At 61.6% G+C, this 15,471-nt stretch carries 12 protein-coding genes, 1 tRNA gene and 1 pseudogene; 11 read left to right on the top strand and 3 right to left on the bottom strand.

Features of this window, described 5'->3' with window-relative positions; translation table 11 throughout:
- The first annotated feature begins 3 nt into the window (after positions 1-3).
- Positions 4-80: transfer RNA gene (locus tag ACOZKU_RS05695), tRNA-Met, on the top strand.
- A 91-nt stretch (positions 81-171) separates the two neighbouring features.
- Positions 172-511, top strand: a pseudogene (locus ACOZKU_RS05690) (transposase); the annotation flags it as partial.
- Positions 512-793: 282 nt separating this feature from the next.
- On the opposite strand, the gene ACOZKU_RS05685 reads toward ACOZKU_RS05690, so the two are convergent.
- Both ACOZKU_RS05685 and ACOZKU_RS05680 read right to left on the bottom strand, forming a co-directional pair.
- Positions 794-2,797, bottom strand: coding sequence for a CocE/NonD family hydrolase (locus ACOZKU_RS05685; RefSeq protein ID WP_421578035.1), 2,004 nt, complete (start codon positions 2,795-2,797; stop codon positions 794-796).
- A gap of 75 nt (positions 2,798-2,872) precedes the next feature.
- Positions 2,873-4,471 carry an ABC transporter substrate-binding protein gene (locus tag ACOZKU_RS05680; RefSeq protein WP_421578034.1) on the bottom strand — a complete coding sequence of 533 codons (1,599 nt, stop codon included), beginning with the start codon at positions 4,469-4,471 and terminating at the stop codon, positions 2,873-2,875.
- Between the two features lie 118 nt (positions 4,472-4,589).
- Here ACOZKU_RS05680 and ACOZKU_RS05675 point away from each other — a divergent pair, with 118 nt between their 5' ends.
- The 8 genes from ACOZKU_RS05675 to ACOZKU_RS05640 all read left to right on the top strand — a co-directional run bounded on the left by ACOZKU_RS05675 (position 4,590) and on the right by ACOZKU_RS05640 (position 11,942).
- On the top strand, positions 4,590-5,378 hold the full coding sequence (locus ACOZKU_RS05675) for a transcriptional regulator (RefSeq protein WP_421578033.1): 789 nt from the start codon (positions 4,590-4,592) through the stop codon (positions 5,376-5,378).
- 356 nt (positions 5,379-5,734) lie between these two features.
- On the top strand, positions 5,735-6,496 hold the full coding sequence (locus ACOZKU_RS05670) for an amino acid ABC transporter ATP-binding protein (RefSeq protein ID WP_421578036.1): 762 nt from the start codon (positions 5,735-5,737) through the stop codon (positions 6,494-6,496).
- A complete protein-coding gene (locus ACOZKU_RS05665) occupies positions 6,493-7,137 on the top strand; it encodes an amino acid ABC transporter permease (RefSeq protein WP_421578032.1) in 645 nt (214 codons plus the stop codon). The genes ACOZKU_RS05670 and ACOZKU_RS05665 overlap by 4 nt, the downstream gene beginning before the upstream one ends.
- Positions 7,137-7,799: an amino acid ABC transporter permease gene (locus ACOZKU_RS05660; RefSeq protein WP_421578031.1), complete on the top strand. Its 663-nt coding sequence runs from the start codon at positions 7,137-7,139 to the stop codon at positions 7,797-7,799. The genes ACOZKU_RS05665 and ACOZKU_RS05660 overlap by 1 nt, the downstream gene beginning before the upstream one ends.
- A gap of 23 nt (positions 7,800-7,822) precedes the next feature.
- The gene (locus ACOZKU_RS05655) at positions 7,823-8,662 is read left to right on the top strand and encodes a substrate-binding periplasmic protein (RefSeq protein ID WP_421578030.1); all 840 of its coding nucleotides are present in this window, start codon (positions 7,823-7,825) and stop codon (positions 8,660-8,662) included.
- 67 nt (positions 8,663-8,729) lie between these two features.
- Positions 8,730-9,464 (top strand): aspartate/glutamate racemase family protein, encoded by a 735-nt coding sequence (locus tag ACOZKU_RS05650; RefSeq protein WP_421578029.1) that lies wholly within the window; start codon positions 8,730-8,732, stop codon positions 9,462-9,464.
- Positions 9,465-9,497: 33 nt separating this feature from the next.
- A complete protein-coding gene (locus tag ACOZKU_RS05645; protein ID WP_421578028.1) occupies positions 9,498-10,634 on the top strand; it encodes an aldo/keto reductase in 1,137 nt (378 codons plus the stop codon).
- 24 nt (positions 10,635-10,658) lie between these two features.
- Complete coding sequence (locus ACOZKU_RS05640) at positions 10,659-11,942, top strand: NAD(P)/FAD-dependent oxidoreductase (RefSeq protein ID WP_421578027.1); 1,284 nt, start codon at positions 10,659-10,661, stop codon at positions 11,940-11,942.
- Here the strand turns inward: ACOZKU_RS05640 and ACOZKU_RS05635 are convergent.
- Positions 11,939-12,886 carry a LysR substrate-binding domain-containing protein gene (locus tag ACOZKU_RS05635; RefSeq protein WP_421578026.1) on the bottom strand — a complete coding sequence of 316 codons (948 nt, stop codon included), beginning with the start codon at positions 12,884-12,886 and terminating at the stop codon, positions 11,939-11,941. The two genes, ACOZKU_RS05640 and ACOZKU_RS05635, sit on opposite strands and share 4 nt — an antisense overlap.
- Positions 12,887-12,980: 94 nt before the next feature.
- Here ACOZKU_RS05635 and ACOZKU_RS05630 point away from each other — a divergent pair, with 94 nt between their 5' ends.
- Positions 12,981-15,422: a GcvT family protein gene (locus ACOZKU_RS05630; protein WP_421578025.1), complete on the top strand. Its 2,442-nt coding sequence runs from the start codon at positions 12,981-12,983 to the stop codon at positions 15,420-15,422.
- Positions 15,423-15,471: the final 49 nt, after the last annotated feature.

The following is a 15,471-nucleotide window of genomic DNA, read 5'->3' as shown; positions in this document are numbered from 1 at the left end:
TAACGCGGGGTGGAGCAGCCCGGTAGCTCGTCAGGCTCATAACCTGAAGGCCGCAGGTTCAAATCCTGCCCCCGCAACCAAACAAAAAGCCCCCGTCGCAAAAATGCACGGGGGCTTTCGCGTTGATGGACATTCAAACCCAGATCAGACCCGAATGTCGACCAAGATGGTGCGCTGCGCGGTGAGCGCTGCCGGGCCGGCGTCCGCACGGACATTGGAAAACCAACACTATAACCGGCGCGTCCAAGCTGACCGAAATGACCGCCACGTTCGTCGTCGATAGTGCAATGAACGACAACGTGTTGCGCGCCTATGTCGAGCATGTCTCGGTTGCCACGCTCGCTGCCGGCGACATCGTCGTCATGGATAATCTGCCGGCCCATAAGGCCCCCAATGTGCGCGACGCATAGAAGCCGCTGGCGCGGGCCTGATCTACCTGCCGACCTACAGCCCTGATTTTAAACCCATCAAAAACGCCTTCGCAATGCTCAAGCCGGTGATGCGAGCAAGGACGGCCTTCTGGCCAAAGACGACCTACATTGGCTGACCGCTGTCATTGCTGCTTGGGCGAATTGGATGGCGAACCGGTATCCGGGCGGGACTGCGGCCTGTCGCAGCCGGCGTCACAAGGAATGTGCTGACCAAATATACGGCTGAGCGTGTGTCGCCGCTAAACGACGGCCTCTGTGGCTGCCAGGAACTGCCGCGCTATCACGAACGTCGGGGCGGAAAATAATCGACCGAGTTCCTCGGAGGGAAAATTTTCCCTCCGAGGAACTTTAAACCATCACCCTTACATGAAGTCGCGGGGAACACGCTTTTCGAATGTCTTGCGGAAGACTTCGTTTTCGTCCTCGTAGGCGACGAGTTCGGCGGTCGTGACCCATTCCTCCGCAGTGCAGGAGAGGTGGGTGGTAGAGATGGTTCGCAGGAACCAGCCGGCGCGCTGCATGTCGCAGGTCCAGGTGGACTGACCGTTCATCGACAGCGGATCGTCCGGGCTGATCGACCATATTTCCTCGCGCACCTGACGGGTCGAGAGACCCGTGCCGGGACGCTCTGAAAGCCCGGTGTCTTCGTGGATGTGATAGTCGGTGCGGTTGGCCGTCATATCCTTCGTCACCCAGCGCCGCGTCGTACCGGGTGTATGCTCGGTATAGTTCGGCAGCGGGTTGGGATTTTCGGGTTCCTTGACGGTGATCTTCTCGTGTGTGCCGAGTTTTGGAAGCGCCAGGCTGAGCGAGGCGAGATCGAGTGTTACACCGAGATCCGTCGGCGCAGGCAGGATCATCGGCCAATAGGCGGTCGAGATCGACAGGCGGATGCGGTGGCCTGTACGGAACCGATAGCCGCAAGCATCGAGTTCGATGCGGATTTTGGTCTTTTCGTTCCGGGGAATGGCTCTCGGATTTTCGTATCCATCGCGATGGGCGAGGTTCAATACACCGAACGACACACGCGTCGCGGTGCCATCGGGGTGTACGTCAACAAGGCGCGCGCAGAGATTGGCCCAATCGCCATCGCAGGCGACCTCGACCGTCAGCACCGGGCGGCCGAGAATATCGGTATCTTCTTCGAGCACGGCCGTTTCCAAGACCATCGAGCCGGCGTCATCTCCGCGTTGGTCGAGCGCCATTTCCGCGTCGGGCTTGAGGGTGAAGAATTCTCCCGATGCCGTGCCGGTGTCGAGCGGTGAGCGGATATAGCGGTCATGTCCGTGGGCGCCGGGGGTCGGGTTTCCAGGATTCAGCGTGCCGAACCGATCGACGTAGAAATGCGCTGCCTCCGGTTCACTCCAACTCTGCTTGCCGATCCAGAAGCCGTTGTCGAAATCACGCCGAGGGGCAGGGCGGATATCGTCCAAGATATAGGCGCGCACCTGCGGCATGGTTTCGATGCCGTTCTCCTCGCCGCGCAGCCACCGGTTCCACCATCGGATCGCCTCACCAAGGAAGTCGGCGCGCGGCTTCGGCCAGGCGAAATGCGGATATTTATGCACCCAAGGCCCGATCAAGGCTTTGGTCTTGTCGCCGAGGCCTTCCACCGCCTTCAAAGGCGTGTTGCGGTAACCGTCCGCCCACCCGGCAATAATGATGGCCGGAATCTCTACGTCGCTGAAATTCTCACTGATGGAGCCGTGTTTCCAGAAGGCGTCTCGGCGCTGATGTGTCAGCCACTCCTCCATGAAATAGGGCTCTTTTTCCAGCCGCTCGAGCCACATCTCGCGCCAGCGGTCACCGACAAGTGCGGGGTCCGGCGAGCGCGACTGATAGGCCAGCATGGTCGCGGCCCAGGAAAGCTGGGCGGAAAGATGTGTGCCGTTCTTGTAGTGGATGTCGTCATTGTAGCGATCGACGGTCGAGGCGATGGAAATGACGGCTTTCAGCGCGGGCGGCCTCAGGGCTGCGACCTGCAGGCAGTTGAAACCGCCCCAGGAAATGCCCATCATGCCGACGGAACCGTTTGACCAGGGCTGGGCGGCGATCCAGGCGATGAGTTCGCAGGCGTTTGCCAGCTCCAGCGGGGTATATTCGCCATCGATGATGCCGTCGGACTCGCCAGAGCCCCTGATATCGACACGCACACCCGCAATGCCGGCGGCTGCGAATTCCGGATAGGTGGAATCGTCGCGCAGGCAGGTTCCGTCATGCTTGCGGTAGGGCAGAAATTCGAAAACGGCGGGCACCGAATCGTTTTTCGCATTCTCCGGCATCCAGATGCGGGCGGCGAGGCGCGTGCCGTCGGCAAGCGTGATCCATTCGTTCTCGATGATGGTGAAGGGGCGTTTGCCGGACATGGTTCTGGATACTCCATTCGGGAGCGTTTGCAGTGCAAACGCTCCGAAGTCCTATGGGGAACTGGGTTGCTCAGCTTACGCGTCGAGCCAGACGCGGCTGCCGATATAGCCGTTCGACATGTCGTTGCCGATGTCGTTGACATAGCCTTTCACGCTCTTGCTCTGCGCCATGACATAGTCGTTGAAGACCGGCAGGATCAGGCCGCCCTCGTCTCGCACCATTAGTGCCATGGTGCGATAGAGAGCCTTGCGCTTGGCGTCGTCGAGCTCGGAGCGCGCCTGCAGCACCAGCTTGTCGAAATCCTCGCGCTTGAAACGGGTGTCGTTCCATTCCGCTGTCGAGAGGTAGGAGGTCGAGTAGCGCGAATCCTGTGTCGGGCGGCCGCCCCAATAGGTGGCGCAGAAGGGCTGGGCGTTCCAGACATTCGTCCAGTAGCCGTCTTCCGGTTCACGCCGCACCTCGATGTCGATGCCTGCTTTCTTGGCGCTTTCCTGGAAGAGCACGCCGGCGTCGACGGCGCCGGGGAAGGCGGCGCTGGAGGTGCGCAGCAGAACGGAACCCTCATGTCCGGACTTCTTGAAGTGGAATGCGGCCTTGTCGGGATCGTAGGTCCGCTGCTCGATATCGTCCGGAGCCAGCGCATAGTTGCCATTCACTGGGTAATCGTTGCCGATGGTGCCGTAGCCGCCGAGTACCTTGTCGAGGATCGCCTGCCGGTCGATGGCATATTTCAAGGCGAGCCTGAGGTCGTTGTTGTCGAACGGCGCGGTGTCGCAATGCATCAGGAAGGCGTAGAAGCCCTTGCCGGCGTTGCGAACGATCTCCACCGTTGGTGCGCGCTCCAGCAATGGCACGGTCTTGGGGTCGATGGTGTTGATGAAGTGCACCTGCCCGGAGGAAAGAGCGGCGATGCGGGCCGTCGTGTCGTTCATCACGATGATTTCGACGCTGTCGACGAAACCGCGGTCCGAACGCCAGTCACCGGTGTTCTTTTCGAAGGTCGCGCGCACGCCGGCTTCAAAACTCTTCAGCACATAGGGCCCGGTGCCAATCGCTGCATTGGGATTTTCCACCCCACCCTTGGGTTGGATGATCAGGTGATAATCGGTCAAAAGCAGCGGCAGGTCGGCATTGCCCTCCGAGAGCGTCAGGACCAGATCGCCCGCCTTCTCCTCAATGGTCTTGATGGAGGAGAGAAGGCCGAGTGCGCCGGATTTCGAGTTGGCATCCGCGTGGCGCTTCAGCGTGGCGACGACGTCGGTGACCGTCATTTTGGTCCCGTCGTGGAAGGAGACGTCGTCGCGCAGCTTGAGCGTCCAGACGGAAGCATCCGCCGAGGGTTCCCAACTGGTGGCGAGGGAGGGGAGCGCCGCGCCGGTTTTCGGATCGGATTCGACCAATGTGTCGCCCCACAGACGCCCGACGACGAAGAGGACGGAGGCGCTGTAACCCGCAGGGTCTAGCGTATCGCTGGTTGCGCCGCCGTTCATGCCGAGCTTGAGATTGCCGCCTCGTTTCGGTTCATCGGCCGCAAGGGCGGATGTCGGCATCAGGATGCCACCTGGGCTCAGCGTCATCGCAGCGCCGAAGGCAGCGGCGGCGCCCAGGAATTCGCGACGGTTGAGTGCGCCGGCGGGCATGGTTGCACTGGGAGTCTTGCCGAGGTCTGACATTTTCGTGGTCCCCATTATGGTGTTGTCGGACCCGAGCCTAGCGTTGCGCCATCGTTGCGCAATTTCGCAGGTTGATGCTATTTTAAGCGAGTTTAAGCTATGGCAATCGGATGGGCGCGTGGAGAATTTTCTGGAAAACCTGAAGTCGGCCTGCGCCACGCAACGCTCGATTTCGCATATCTGCCGGCAGGTCGCGATCAACCGTCAGCAATTCAACCGCTATATCAATGGTGACACCCAACCGTCCGCGTATAACCTCGCGCGTATTGCAGGCTATTTCGGCTTGGCGGCCGGCGATTTCGCGCTGCCCCCGGCGATTTTCCGCCAACGCCTGCAGAAGCTGGAGCCACCGGTTGCGGTACGGGCCGGTCTGCTCGAAGGGTTCCCGGGTGACATCGAGGCGCTTCGCAGGCACACCGGCTATTTCCAGACCTATCATCGCTCCCCCTCCTGGCCCGATCTCGTGATCTGCTCGTTGAGCCGGATTTACGAGGAGCATGGCGAAATGCGCGTGAAGTCCATGGAGCGCATTCGCGACAGCGACAGCGAGATTCGCCAGGATTCGAAATATACCGGCCTCGCCGCCTTCTGGCGCAACCGCATCTTCATCACCGAACGCAGCCTCGGGGTGAATCCGATGTTGTCGCAGACCATCCTCATTCCCTTCGAGGCGGCGCACCAACGCGTGTATCTGCGCGGCGTCACCCTCGGCGTCGCATGGCGGCAGGGAAACCTGCCCTATGCCTCGCGCATGATCTGGCGCCACCTCGGTCCGAAACCCAATCTTCGTGCGACACTGTCCCGCTGCGGTGTGCTGCCGCTGAACGCGCGGCAATTGCCCCCGACGGTGCGAAGCTTCCTCGACGGCCCTCCTGCCGAGTTGCTGACCGTGCCGACGGAATATTGAGACCCTTTGGAGTGGAGACCCATCGCCGCCGAGCGCTTCCTCCAATCGCGCCTAAGCTCGTATCCTCCCCGCAAAAGCCCCGTCGCCAGTCGCATAACTTCAGGTTTGGTGGGGAGGCAATTTTTTCGCCCTGCTCAGCGCGCGGCAGAATGCTAACATTCTCTCAATAACGACGGGAACAGGGCCGGAAGCGGAAATTCCGACGGCCAAATCATAACCAGGCAGCTCAGGCGATAACCAGCCCGCAAAGGCGGCGCGCGGAGTGCTGACTATTGGGGGGTCACGATGATATGGATGGTGCCATCCTTTATCTGCGGGAAGATGATCGGCTGCATGGCAGGGTGCAGCCTGCGATGATGCCAGCCTCGACCGACGTCCTCATCCGCCTCAAGTCTCTCAGCAAGCATTACGGCAGCCATATCGTTCTCGATGGCATCGATCTCGATGTGCGTTCTGGCGAGGTGCTCGCCATCATCGGGCCGAGCGGCTCCGGCAAGAGTACGCTGCTGCGTTGCATCAACTATCTCGAGCCGCCGGATGGCGGCATCATAACGATCGGCTCGATGACGATCGACGCTGCCCGTCCGGTCGCGCGGTCGGAGCTTTCCGGCCTCCGCCGGCGGGTCGGCATGGTGTTCCAGTCCTTCAATCTCTTCCCGCATATGTCGGTCCTGCGCAATGTCAGCCTGGCGCAGGAACGCGTCTTGGGCCGCAGCCGTGCGGAGGCGGACGAGCGCTCCATGCAACTCCTCAAGCGGGTCGGGCTTGCGGACAAGGCGGCCCAGTTCCCAGCTCGCTGTTCCGGTGGTCAGCAGCAGCGCATCGCCATCGCGCGCTCTCTTGCCCTCGACCCGGAGATCATGCTTTTCGACGAGCCGACCTCGGCGCTTGATCCAGAGCTTGGGCTTGAGGTTCTCGCTGTCATGCGGGAACTGGCAGAGACCGGCATGACGATGATCGTCGTCACCCACGAGATGGGGTTTGCCGAGAACGTTTCCGATACGGTCATGATCATGGCCGACGGACATATCGTGGAGAAGGGGCCGTCCAAGGACGTTATGCGCAATCCGCAACAGGAACGCACAAAGCGTTTCCTTCGTGCGGTACACGACCGATGAGCGCGACGGACCTTCTGCCGCTCCTGCGAGGTCTGACCTGGACGGTCGCACTTACGGCTGGCGCGTTTCTCATCGGTGCTGTGCTTGCTGTCCCGCTGCTTGCGGCGCGCCAAAGCCGCCTCTGGCCGCTCCGTTTCCTTGCCATGACTGCTATCCAGATCGTGCGCGCCATTCCGCCGATCCTCTGGCTCTTCATCATCTTCTTCGGCCTTGGCATGGGCGTGATGCCGATCAGCCCCTTCAATGCCGCTCTGATGGGCCTCGGGCTGATCGCAGCCGCGAACATGGCGGAAATCTACCGCGGTGCCGTCGCTTCCATCCACTTCGGTCAATGGGAGGCCTCCGCGGCGCTCGATCTCGGCCGCTGGTCGATCTTCCGCGATATCGTTGCGCCACAGGCCTTCCGCGTCGCGCTGCCGTCGGCGGCGAGCTATCTGATCGGCCTCATGAAGGAGACTGCGGTTGCCTCCACCATCGGCGTGGCGGAGCTTGCCTACCAGGGCAACCAGCTTTCGCAGCTGACGTTCCGCGGTCTCGAAGTTTTCGCGCTGGTCGGGCTGTTCTACGTGCTCCTGAGCCTGCCGATCGCCTGGCTTTCGCGCGTCGCAGACGGTTATCTCCGGGCAAAGGTGGCACGCTGATGTTTCCGACCCAAGACGAAATCTCCGCCTGGCTGCCGGACCTTCTGGGCGGCCTCTCCATCAGCCTCCAGGTAACGGCCCTCAGCCTGCTGATCGGCATTCCTTTTGGGCTTCTCCTGGCGTTGGGCGTTCTCGCCAAGAACCGCGTGCTGAAAGGTGTCAGCCTCTTTCTCGTCGAGGTTGGGCGCGGCGCACCGGCGCTGGTGCTTCTGCAGTTCATCTATTTCGGTCTGCCGACGACCGGATTGACGCTCGGCTCCTTCTCGGCCGCGATTATCGCCCTCGCCTGGAACACTGGCGCCTATACCAGCGAGATCATTCGTGCCAGCCTGCAGTCTGTCGCGCATGGCCAGCGGGAGGCAGCCGAAGCACTTGGCCTTAACCGGTTCGACGAGCTGCGCTACGTGCTCCTGCCGCAGGGTCTTCGGGTGGCGCTTCCCGCGCTGCTCGGTTTTTCCATCCTGATTTTCCAAGGTACGTCGCTCTGCTTCACCATTGCATTACCAGAGCTGGTGAGCCGCGCCTACGAGATCGGTTCGACCACCTTCCGCTACTTTCCTGCGCTGCTTGCCGCAGGGGTGCTCTACGCCGCCATTTCCATTCCCGCCGCGCTTCTCGTCAATCATGTCGAAAAGCGTGCCGGTCTCTACGCGCAACGTTGAAACCAAGCTGAAAGGATACCTGCATGCCGAGAACCACAACCACCACGCAGTTCCTCCTTGCCGGCATTGCCGGTCTGGCCCTGTCGGTCGGGGCCGCATCCGCCCAGGAGTGCACGCCGAAGCATCAGTTCACCACGGTCGAGGCGGGCACACTGACCGTCGCGGTCACCACCTATGTTCCTCATTCCTTCGTCGACGATAGCGGTAACATGAAGGGCATCGACGGTGACATCGCCGCGGAATTCGCCAAGCGTGAATGCTTGAAGGTCAAGGCCGTTGCGGTCGATCCGGCGGCGGCTATCCAGTATGTCCTGTCCGGCCAGGCCGATATCACCACCGGCGACTGGTACCGCACGGCGGAGCGCGCGAAGGTGATGAGCCTTTCCGCTCCACTCTACACCGACCAGATGGGCATCTATTCGAAGGAAGGCTTCAAGAACGTTTCCGACCTCGAAGGCAAGCAGGTCGGTACGGTGCAGGGTTATCTCTGGGTCGCCGACTTGAAGGCGATGCTCGGCGGATCGCTGAAACTCTATCCGAACTCCGTCAACATGCAGCAGGATCTGTCGTCGGGCCGCATCGACGTCGCGGTCGACGGGTATTCGACCGGCGTCGTCGCGGCACAGAAGGGCGCGCTTGGCGACGTGAAAGTCAACGTCGCTGCTCCGGACGAGCGTGTGAAGGCGACGAAGGAAGCCGCGCAGGCAGCTTTCCCCTATTCGCTGAACGCCAAGGAATTCGGCGTTGCGCTGGATGCCGCGATTGCCGAAATGCATGCGGACGGCACGATCGTCACCATCCTCAAGTCCTACGGCCTGGATGGCACGTCCGCCGATACGGGCGCACCGCGCCTCGTCGAGTAACGAACCAATACTGCGGGAGAGGGAGCTCTCCCGCATTTCCCTGACATGGAAATCGGAGAGAACAACGATGACTGTTTATACGGTCACGCGGAAGACGCAGTCGTGGTACGGTGAGCAGATCGGCATCCTGATCCTCGATGCCGCCTATCCCTGCGTTCCCGGCAATGTCGGCAATGCGACGACCTATGACTATCCCGTGCGCTTCCAGGAAGTACGGGGTGCCTCGATCGACCGCCTGCTCAATCAGCGCGATCCCGCCCTGAAGGAGGTCTTCATCGAGGCTGCCGTCGAGCTGCAGAATCGGGGCGTCAAGGCAATCACGGGCGCCTGCGGTTTCATGGCCTATTTTCAGGAAGAAGTTGCGGCCGCTGTCGAAATTCCAGTTTTCCTTTCGAGCCTTATGCAGATTCCGTTCATGCATGCTCTGTGCGGTGGGCGGGTCGGCGTCATTACCGCCAATGCCACGCGATTGACCCAACGCCACTTTGCCGCCTGCAACGTCGCTGACCACGTTCCTCTTGCCGTTGCCGGTATGGAAGGGCAGGCGGAGTTTCGCGAGGCCATTCTGGAAGAGCGCGGAACGCTGGATTCCGCTGCGATCGAGCGGGAAGTGACGGAGGTTGCCCGGCGTCTCGTGGAGGACAATCCCGATGTCCGCTCCATTCTGCTTGAGTGCAGTGACCTGCCGCCCTATGCCCATGCCGTGCAGGCAGCGACCGGCCGACCGGTCTTCGACTTCATCACCATGATCAACTATGTGCAGCAGAGCACCGCGCGCCGCCCCTATATGGGCGCGATGTAGCGCAGGTGTTTCACGCACAATGAAGGACCGACGATGTCGCTCGATCATTACTATCTTCTAGGCCGATCGGGATTGCGGGTAAGCCGCCTTGCGCTCGGCACCATGACGTTCGGCAATGCGGGTATCCGCGGCATTGGCGGCTCCTGGGGCAGTGACGAGGCGACGGCCCGCGCGATCTTCAATCGCTATGTCGAGGCGGGCGGCAACTTCATAGACACAGCGGATTCCTATGCGGGAGGCATGAGCGAGAGCCTCGTCGGCAGTTTCGTTGCCGATGCCGGGCTTCGCGACCAGGTGGTCATCGCGACGAAGTTCTCCAACAACCTCTCACCCGGAAATCCGAATGCTGGCGGCAATGGGCGCAAGAACATCATGCGCGCGGTCGAGGCTTCGCTGCGGCGGTTGAAGACGGATTACATCGACCTCTATCTCCTGCACACCTGGGACCGCATGACCCCGGTGGAAGAGGTGATGCGCACGCTCGATGATCTCGTGCGCGCCGGCAAGATCCGCTATGCGGGCTTGTCCGACGTGCCAGGCTGGTATGCGGCGCGGGCGCAGACCTGGGCGGAAGCCCATGCGCTGACCACGCCGATCAGTCTGCAGCTTCCTTACTCGTTGGTCGAACGCAGCATCGAGCACGAATTCGTACCGCTTGCCGAAACGCTCGGGCTTGGCATTACCGCCTGGAGCCCGCTCGCCATGGGGCTGCTTTCCGGCAAGTACCGCTCCGGCGCACAGGCGGGGCGCCTTGCGCTCGATGCTTCCGGCACTGGTCTCGGTCTGTTCAATGAACGCAATGCCCGCATTGTCGCCACTCTCGAGAAAACGGCTGCGGAGGTGGGACGCAGCATGGCGCAGGTGGCGCTCAACTGGGTCATCAATCGCCCGGGCGTTGCTGCTGCGATCGTCGGGGCGAGCAAGCTCGAGCAACTCGAAGACAATATGGCGGCACTCGATTTCGAGCTAGCCGCCGACCAACGCGCCGCGCTCGATGCAGCCAGCGCCACCGAAGCGCCCTACCCCTACAGCCTCTTTGCCGACGATTATCAGGCGGGCATTCTCAACACTGGCAGCTCCGTTGGCGAAAAGCCGAAGACATATCGGTCCGACATCTTCCTGCCGAAGGTGGCAGACTATGTCTTCGGTCAGCCAAAAAATCAGAAGTAGCAAGGACCTGGAAGGACCGAGACCATGCTGAACGACCCGCACTCCCACGGACTTTGGGAAAAAACGGCGCCGCCTGCTCCGGCGACACAGCCGTTGATGGGCGATCAGCAGGCAGAGGTCGTCATCGTCGGCGGCGGGTTTACCGGGATTTCCGCGGCCCTCCATCTGGCCGAGGCAGGACGCCGCGCGGTCGTGCTCGAAGGGGCGGACATCGGCTTTGGCGGGGCCGGTCGCAATGTCGGGCTGATCAATGCCGGCATGTGGGTGATGCCGGACGATTTGCCCGGTGCGCTCGGCGATATCCACGGCGAACGTCTACTCGATATGTTGGGCAATGCACCACGGCTGGTCATGGACCTCATCGAAAAACACGGCATTGCCTGCGAGCTGGAGCGCAAGGGGACATTGCACTGCGCGGTGGGTGCCGAAGGCCTAAAGGAGATCACGGAACGGGCGAGCCAGTGGCAAAAACGCGGCGCACCCGTCATGCTTCTCGACGCGGCGGAGACGGCGCGCCGCGTCGGAAGCCGGGCCTATGCCGGATCGCTGCTCGACATGCGGGCAGGGACTTTGCAGCCGCTCGCCTATGTGCGCGGTCTGGCAAAGGCCGCGATTGCTGCAGGCGCTGATATCCACACCGGTTCGCGCGTTGTCGCCTGCGAACGTTCCGGGGATGGCTGGAGGGTGCGTACCGACCGTGGTTCCATCACTGCGCCGTGGGTAATCGTCTCGACGGATGCCTACAGCACTGGCCCCTGGAGCGATGTTCGTCGCGAGCAGGTGCATCTGCCGTATTTCAATTTAGCAACGCAGCCACTGTCGCCGGACCTCCTGTCGTCGATCCTGCCGGGGCGCGAAGGCGTCTGGGACACGAAGGAGATTTTGTCGTCCTTCCGCATGGATCAGGCTGGAAGGCTCATTTTCGGCAGTGTCGGCGCGCTGCGCAATACCGGCCGCGCTATCCACGTCGCCTGGGCGAAACGCGCTCTGAAAAGGCTCTTCCCCCAGCTTGGTTCCGTCGAATTCGAATGTGAATGGTTCGGCAAGATCGGCATGACGGACAATGCCCTGCCGCGCTTCCATCGCTTTGCCGACAAGGTGGTCGGCTTTTCCGGCTACAACGGCCGCGGTATCGCGCCGGGCACCGTGTTCGGGCGCACGCTGGCGCAGTTGGTCCTATGCGAGAAGACCGAAGCCGAACTGCCCTTGCCGCTCAGCGATCCGAAGGAGCCGGCCCTGCGTCCACTGAAAGAGCTCTATTACGAAGCGGGCGCCCAAGCCGCCCATTTCGTGGGTGAAAGGTTTTAGCCGGCATCATTGTTTCCCATGGGCTGGAGAATGCCGGCGTCGGCGTCCTGCTCGATCAGCCAGTCGCGAAAAAGCTCCGTCCCGCGTTTCGGCGGGCGCTGTGCCGGCATGATGATGTGGATCGCGTGCCCCGACCGATAGGATTCCTGCAACGGGAGAACCAGTCGTCCGGCCCTTATATGGTCGTGAACGAGATGTTTCCAGCCAAGCGCGATACCCTGGCCAAGCACCGCCGCTTCGATGGAGCCGAGCGCATCGGTGAAGACGAAATCCTGCTTCAGGCGGGCAACCGGAACCGCGTGGCGCTCCAGCCATTCGCGCCAGCCAAGACGGGTGCGGTGCCTTTCCTCGAAGTTCAGCAGCGTATGCTGAAGGAGATCGGCCGGCTCATGGATTGGCCCGTGGTCCCTCAGATAGTCCGGGCTGCATACCGGCAGCACTTCTTCCGTCACAAAACGCCAGGAATGGATACCCGGCCACTTGCCGTTGCCGAGGCGAGCGGAAAGATCGATATCCTCTTCCACCAAATCCTGATCGTCGCGGCTGCTTTCTTCGATGCGCAGCGAAACATCTGGGTGCTTGGCCTTGAAGTCCTTCAGTCGCGGCAGAAGCCACAGCTGCACGAACGATGCGGAGAAGGAAACACGCACCACATCATTGGAGTGTTTTTTCTGTAGCGACGAGATCACCATGTGCAGATGGTCGAAGGCTTCCTGCGTCTCCTTGTAGAGCCGCTGCCCCTCTGCCGTCAGTTCCAGCCGTGTATGTTCGCGGCGAAAGAGCTTTAGCCCGGTCGCCTCTTCCAGGAGGCGGATGGTCTTGCTGACGGCCGGCTGACTGACATTCAACTCCTGTGCGGCAGCCGTAAAACTGCGCCTTCGGGCTGCGGCTTCGAAGCAGAAGAGGTAGTTGGCGGACGGGATGAGGGAACGGAGTCTGTGCATAATCTGAGGTTATGCCCCTCGGCAATTTTTAGCAAGATTACAGGCCGAAAGGGCGTTTGTAGGTTGGTGAAAACCAATTCGAGGGAACCTTTTTATGCAAACTCATGCTCGCGCCGTCGTTATCGGCGGTGGCTGCGTCGGCGCCGCCATTCTCTACGGTCTCACCAAGCGCGGCTGGACGGATGTCGCGCTTCTGGAGCGCACGCAGCTCACTGCCGGTTCGACCTGGCATGCTGCCGGTCTCATCCCCTCCTATGCACGCAGTATCAATATCGGCCGCATGATTGCCAAGACCATCGAGATCTATGAAGGCCTCGAGGCTGAAACCGGCCAGCATGTCGGATGGCACAAATGCGGTCAGCTGCGCATCGCCAACACGCGCGACCGCCTCGACGAATACAAGAGCTATATGAGCGTTGCCGCCGTTCAGGGCATCCGCGCCGAACTGGTGACGCCGCAGGAAGCGCGCGCGCTCTGGCCGTTGCTCGAAAACAACAAGGATATGCTGGCTGCGCTCTACCATCCCGATGACGGCCACATCGCCCCTGCAGACGTTACGCAGGCCATGGCAAAGGGCGCACGCGACCGCGGTGCGAAGATCTATCTCAACACCGAGGTGAAGGGTTTCGAGCGTCTCGCCAACGGCGAATGGAAGATCATCACCAACAATGGCGAGATCATCTGCGAGCACATCATTTCGGCGACCGGCAACTACGCGCGCCAGACGGGCGCCATGCTTGGCCTGGAAATCCCTGCGATCCCGATCCTTCACCAGTACTGGATCACCGACGCCGTGCCGGAGATCATCGAGCGCAAGCGTCAGGGGCTGCCGGAAATGCCGATCCTGCGCGATGAAGGTTTCGAAGGCTATCTGCGCGAGGAGGGCGACGGCCTGATGTTCGGTCCCTATGAAAAGACTGAGCACCTCAAGCTTTTCGCGGAAAACGGCGTCCCGGAATGGTTCGGTGCCGATCTCGTGGAGGAAGATTTCGACGCGGTAGCCTGGAACTGGGAGGCTGCCATGGAAATGGTGCCCGCACTCGGCCGCGTCGGCATCAAGGCGAATGTTCGCGGCCCCTTCCAGATGACGGCGGACGAACTGCCGCTCGTCGGCCCGGCCTGGGGGTTGGAAAATGTCTGGATCGCCGAGGGTGTTCCCGGCGGCATCCTGTGGGGCGGGGCGATCGGCTACTATCTCTCCGAACGCATCGTCGAGGGTGCCAACAGTCTCGATACGTCGGAACTCGATCCGCGTCGTTTCGGCGCCTATGCCAACAAGGAATGGACGCGCCAAAAGGTCAAGGAGAGCTGGGGTACGCATGCGGAGTTGCACTATCCCGGTCAGGACATGCCTGCTGCCCGCCCGCAGAAGACCGCGCCCTCCTACGATATCCTGTCGCAGCGCGGTGCCGTCTGGGGCGTTCTGAACGGCTGGGAAGTGCCGAACTGGTTTGCGCCTGAGGGTGTGGAAGCTAAGGACCAGTATAGCTGGCGCTGGACGCAGAAGGGCCATTACGTGGCCGAAGAGGTGCGGGCGGTGCGCGAGACGGTCGGACTCGTCGAGATGACCCCGATGACGAAGTTCGAAGTCTCCGGCCCCGGTGCCGAAGCCTGGCTCGACGGCATCCTTGCCAACCGCCTGCCGAAGGCCGGCCGCGTCAACCTCAGCCATCACCTGACGAAGAACGGTGGCGTGCAGGCGGAGTATGTCGTGGCGCGCCTTGAAGACGGCAGCTTCTACCTGATCTCGACACCGCGTGCCGAACGCTGGAATTTTGACGACCTGTCGAAGCTTTTGCCGAAGGACGGCAGCGTGCAGCTGCGTAATGTCACCAACGAACGCGGTTGTTTTACCGTCGTCGGGCCGAAGGCGCGCGACGTGTTGCAGGGCCTGACCGAGATAGACCTTTCCAACGAGGCGTTCCCGTGGTTCGGCGTCAAGTCCGGCACGGTCGGTCTGGCAACTGACGTTCGCATGTTGCGTGTCAATTATGAAGGCGAACTTGGCTGGGAACTCTATCATCCGCTGCCCTACCAGCGGCAGCTCTTGCAGGCGATTCTCGCGGCGGGTGAGCCGCACGGCCTTCGCCTCATAGGCTATCATGCGCTGGAATCGCTTCGTCTCGAAAAGTCCTACCGCGCCATGTATCGCGACATGAATCCCGAACTGACGGCGTGGGAAAGCAGCCTTGACCGCTTCATCCGGCTCGACAAGGGCGACTTCATCGGTAAGGCGGCGCTCGTGCGCCAGCAGCAGGAGGGCGTCAAGCAACGCTCCGTGACGATCGCCATCGACACGGACGGTGCGAGCTCGCTCATCCATGAGGGCGTCTATCACGAGGGCAAACTTGTCGGGCGCGTTACCTCCGGCAGCTACGCCTATACGGTCGGGCACGATATCGCCTTCGCCCTGCTGCCCGTTGCGCTCGGCACGCCTGGAACGGAGCTGGAAGTGCCGATCCTCGGCGAACGCCGCAAGGCGCGGGTGATCGCGGAATCGCCCTACGATCCTGAAGCCCTGCGCGGCCGCATGTAACGAGTTGGTGAGGAAGGAAGCCATGAAGATCTTGGTCCCAGTGAAGCGC

This window comes from Shinella sp. M31 (assembly GCF_049199205.1).
In the GTDB taxonomy this organism is placed as follows: domain Bacteria; phylum Pseudomonadota; class Alphaproteobacteria; order Rhizobiales; family Rhizobiaceae; genus Shinella.
This window is presented reverse-complemented; position numbering and strand designations above follow the sequence as displayed.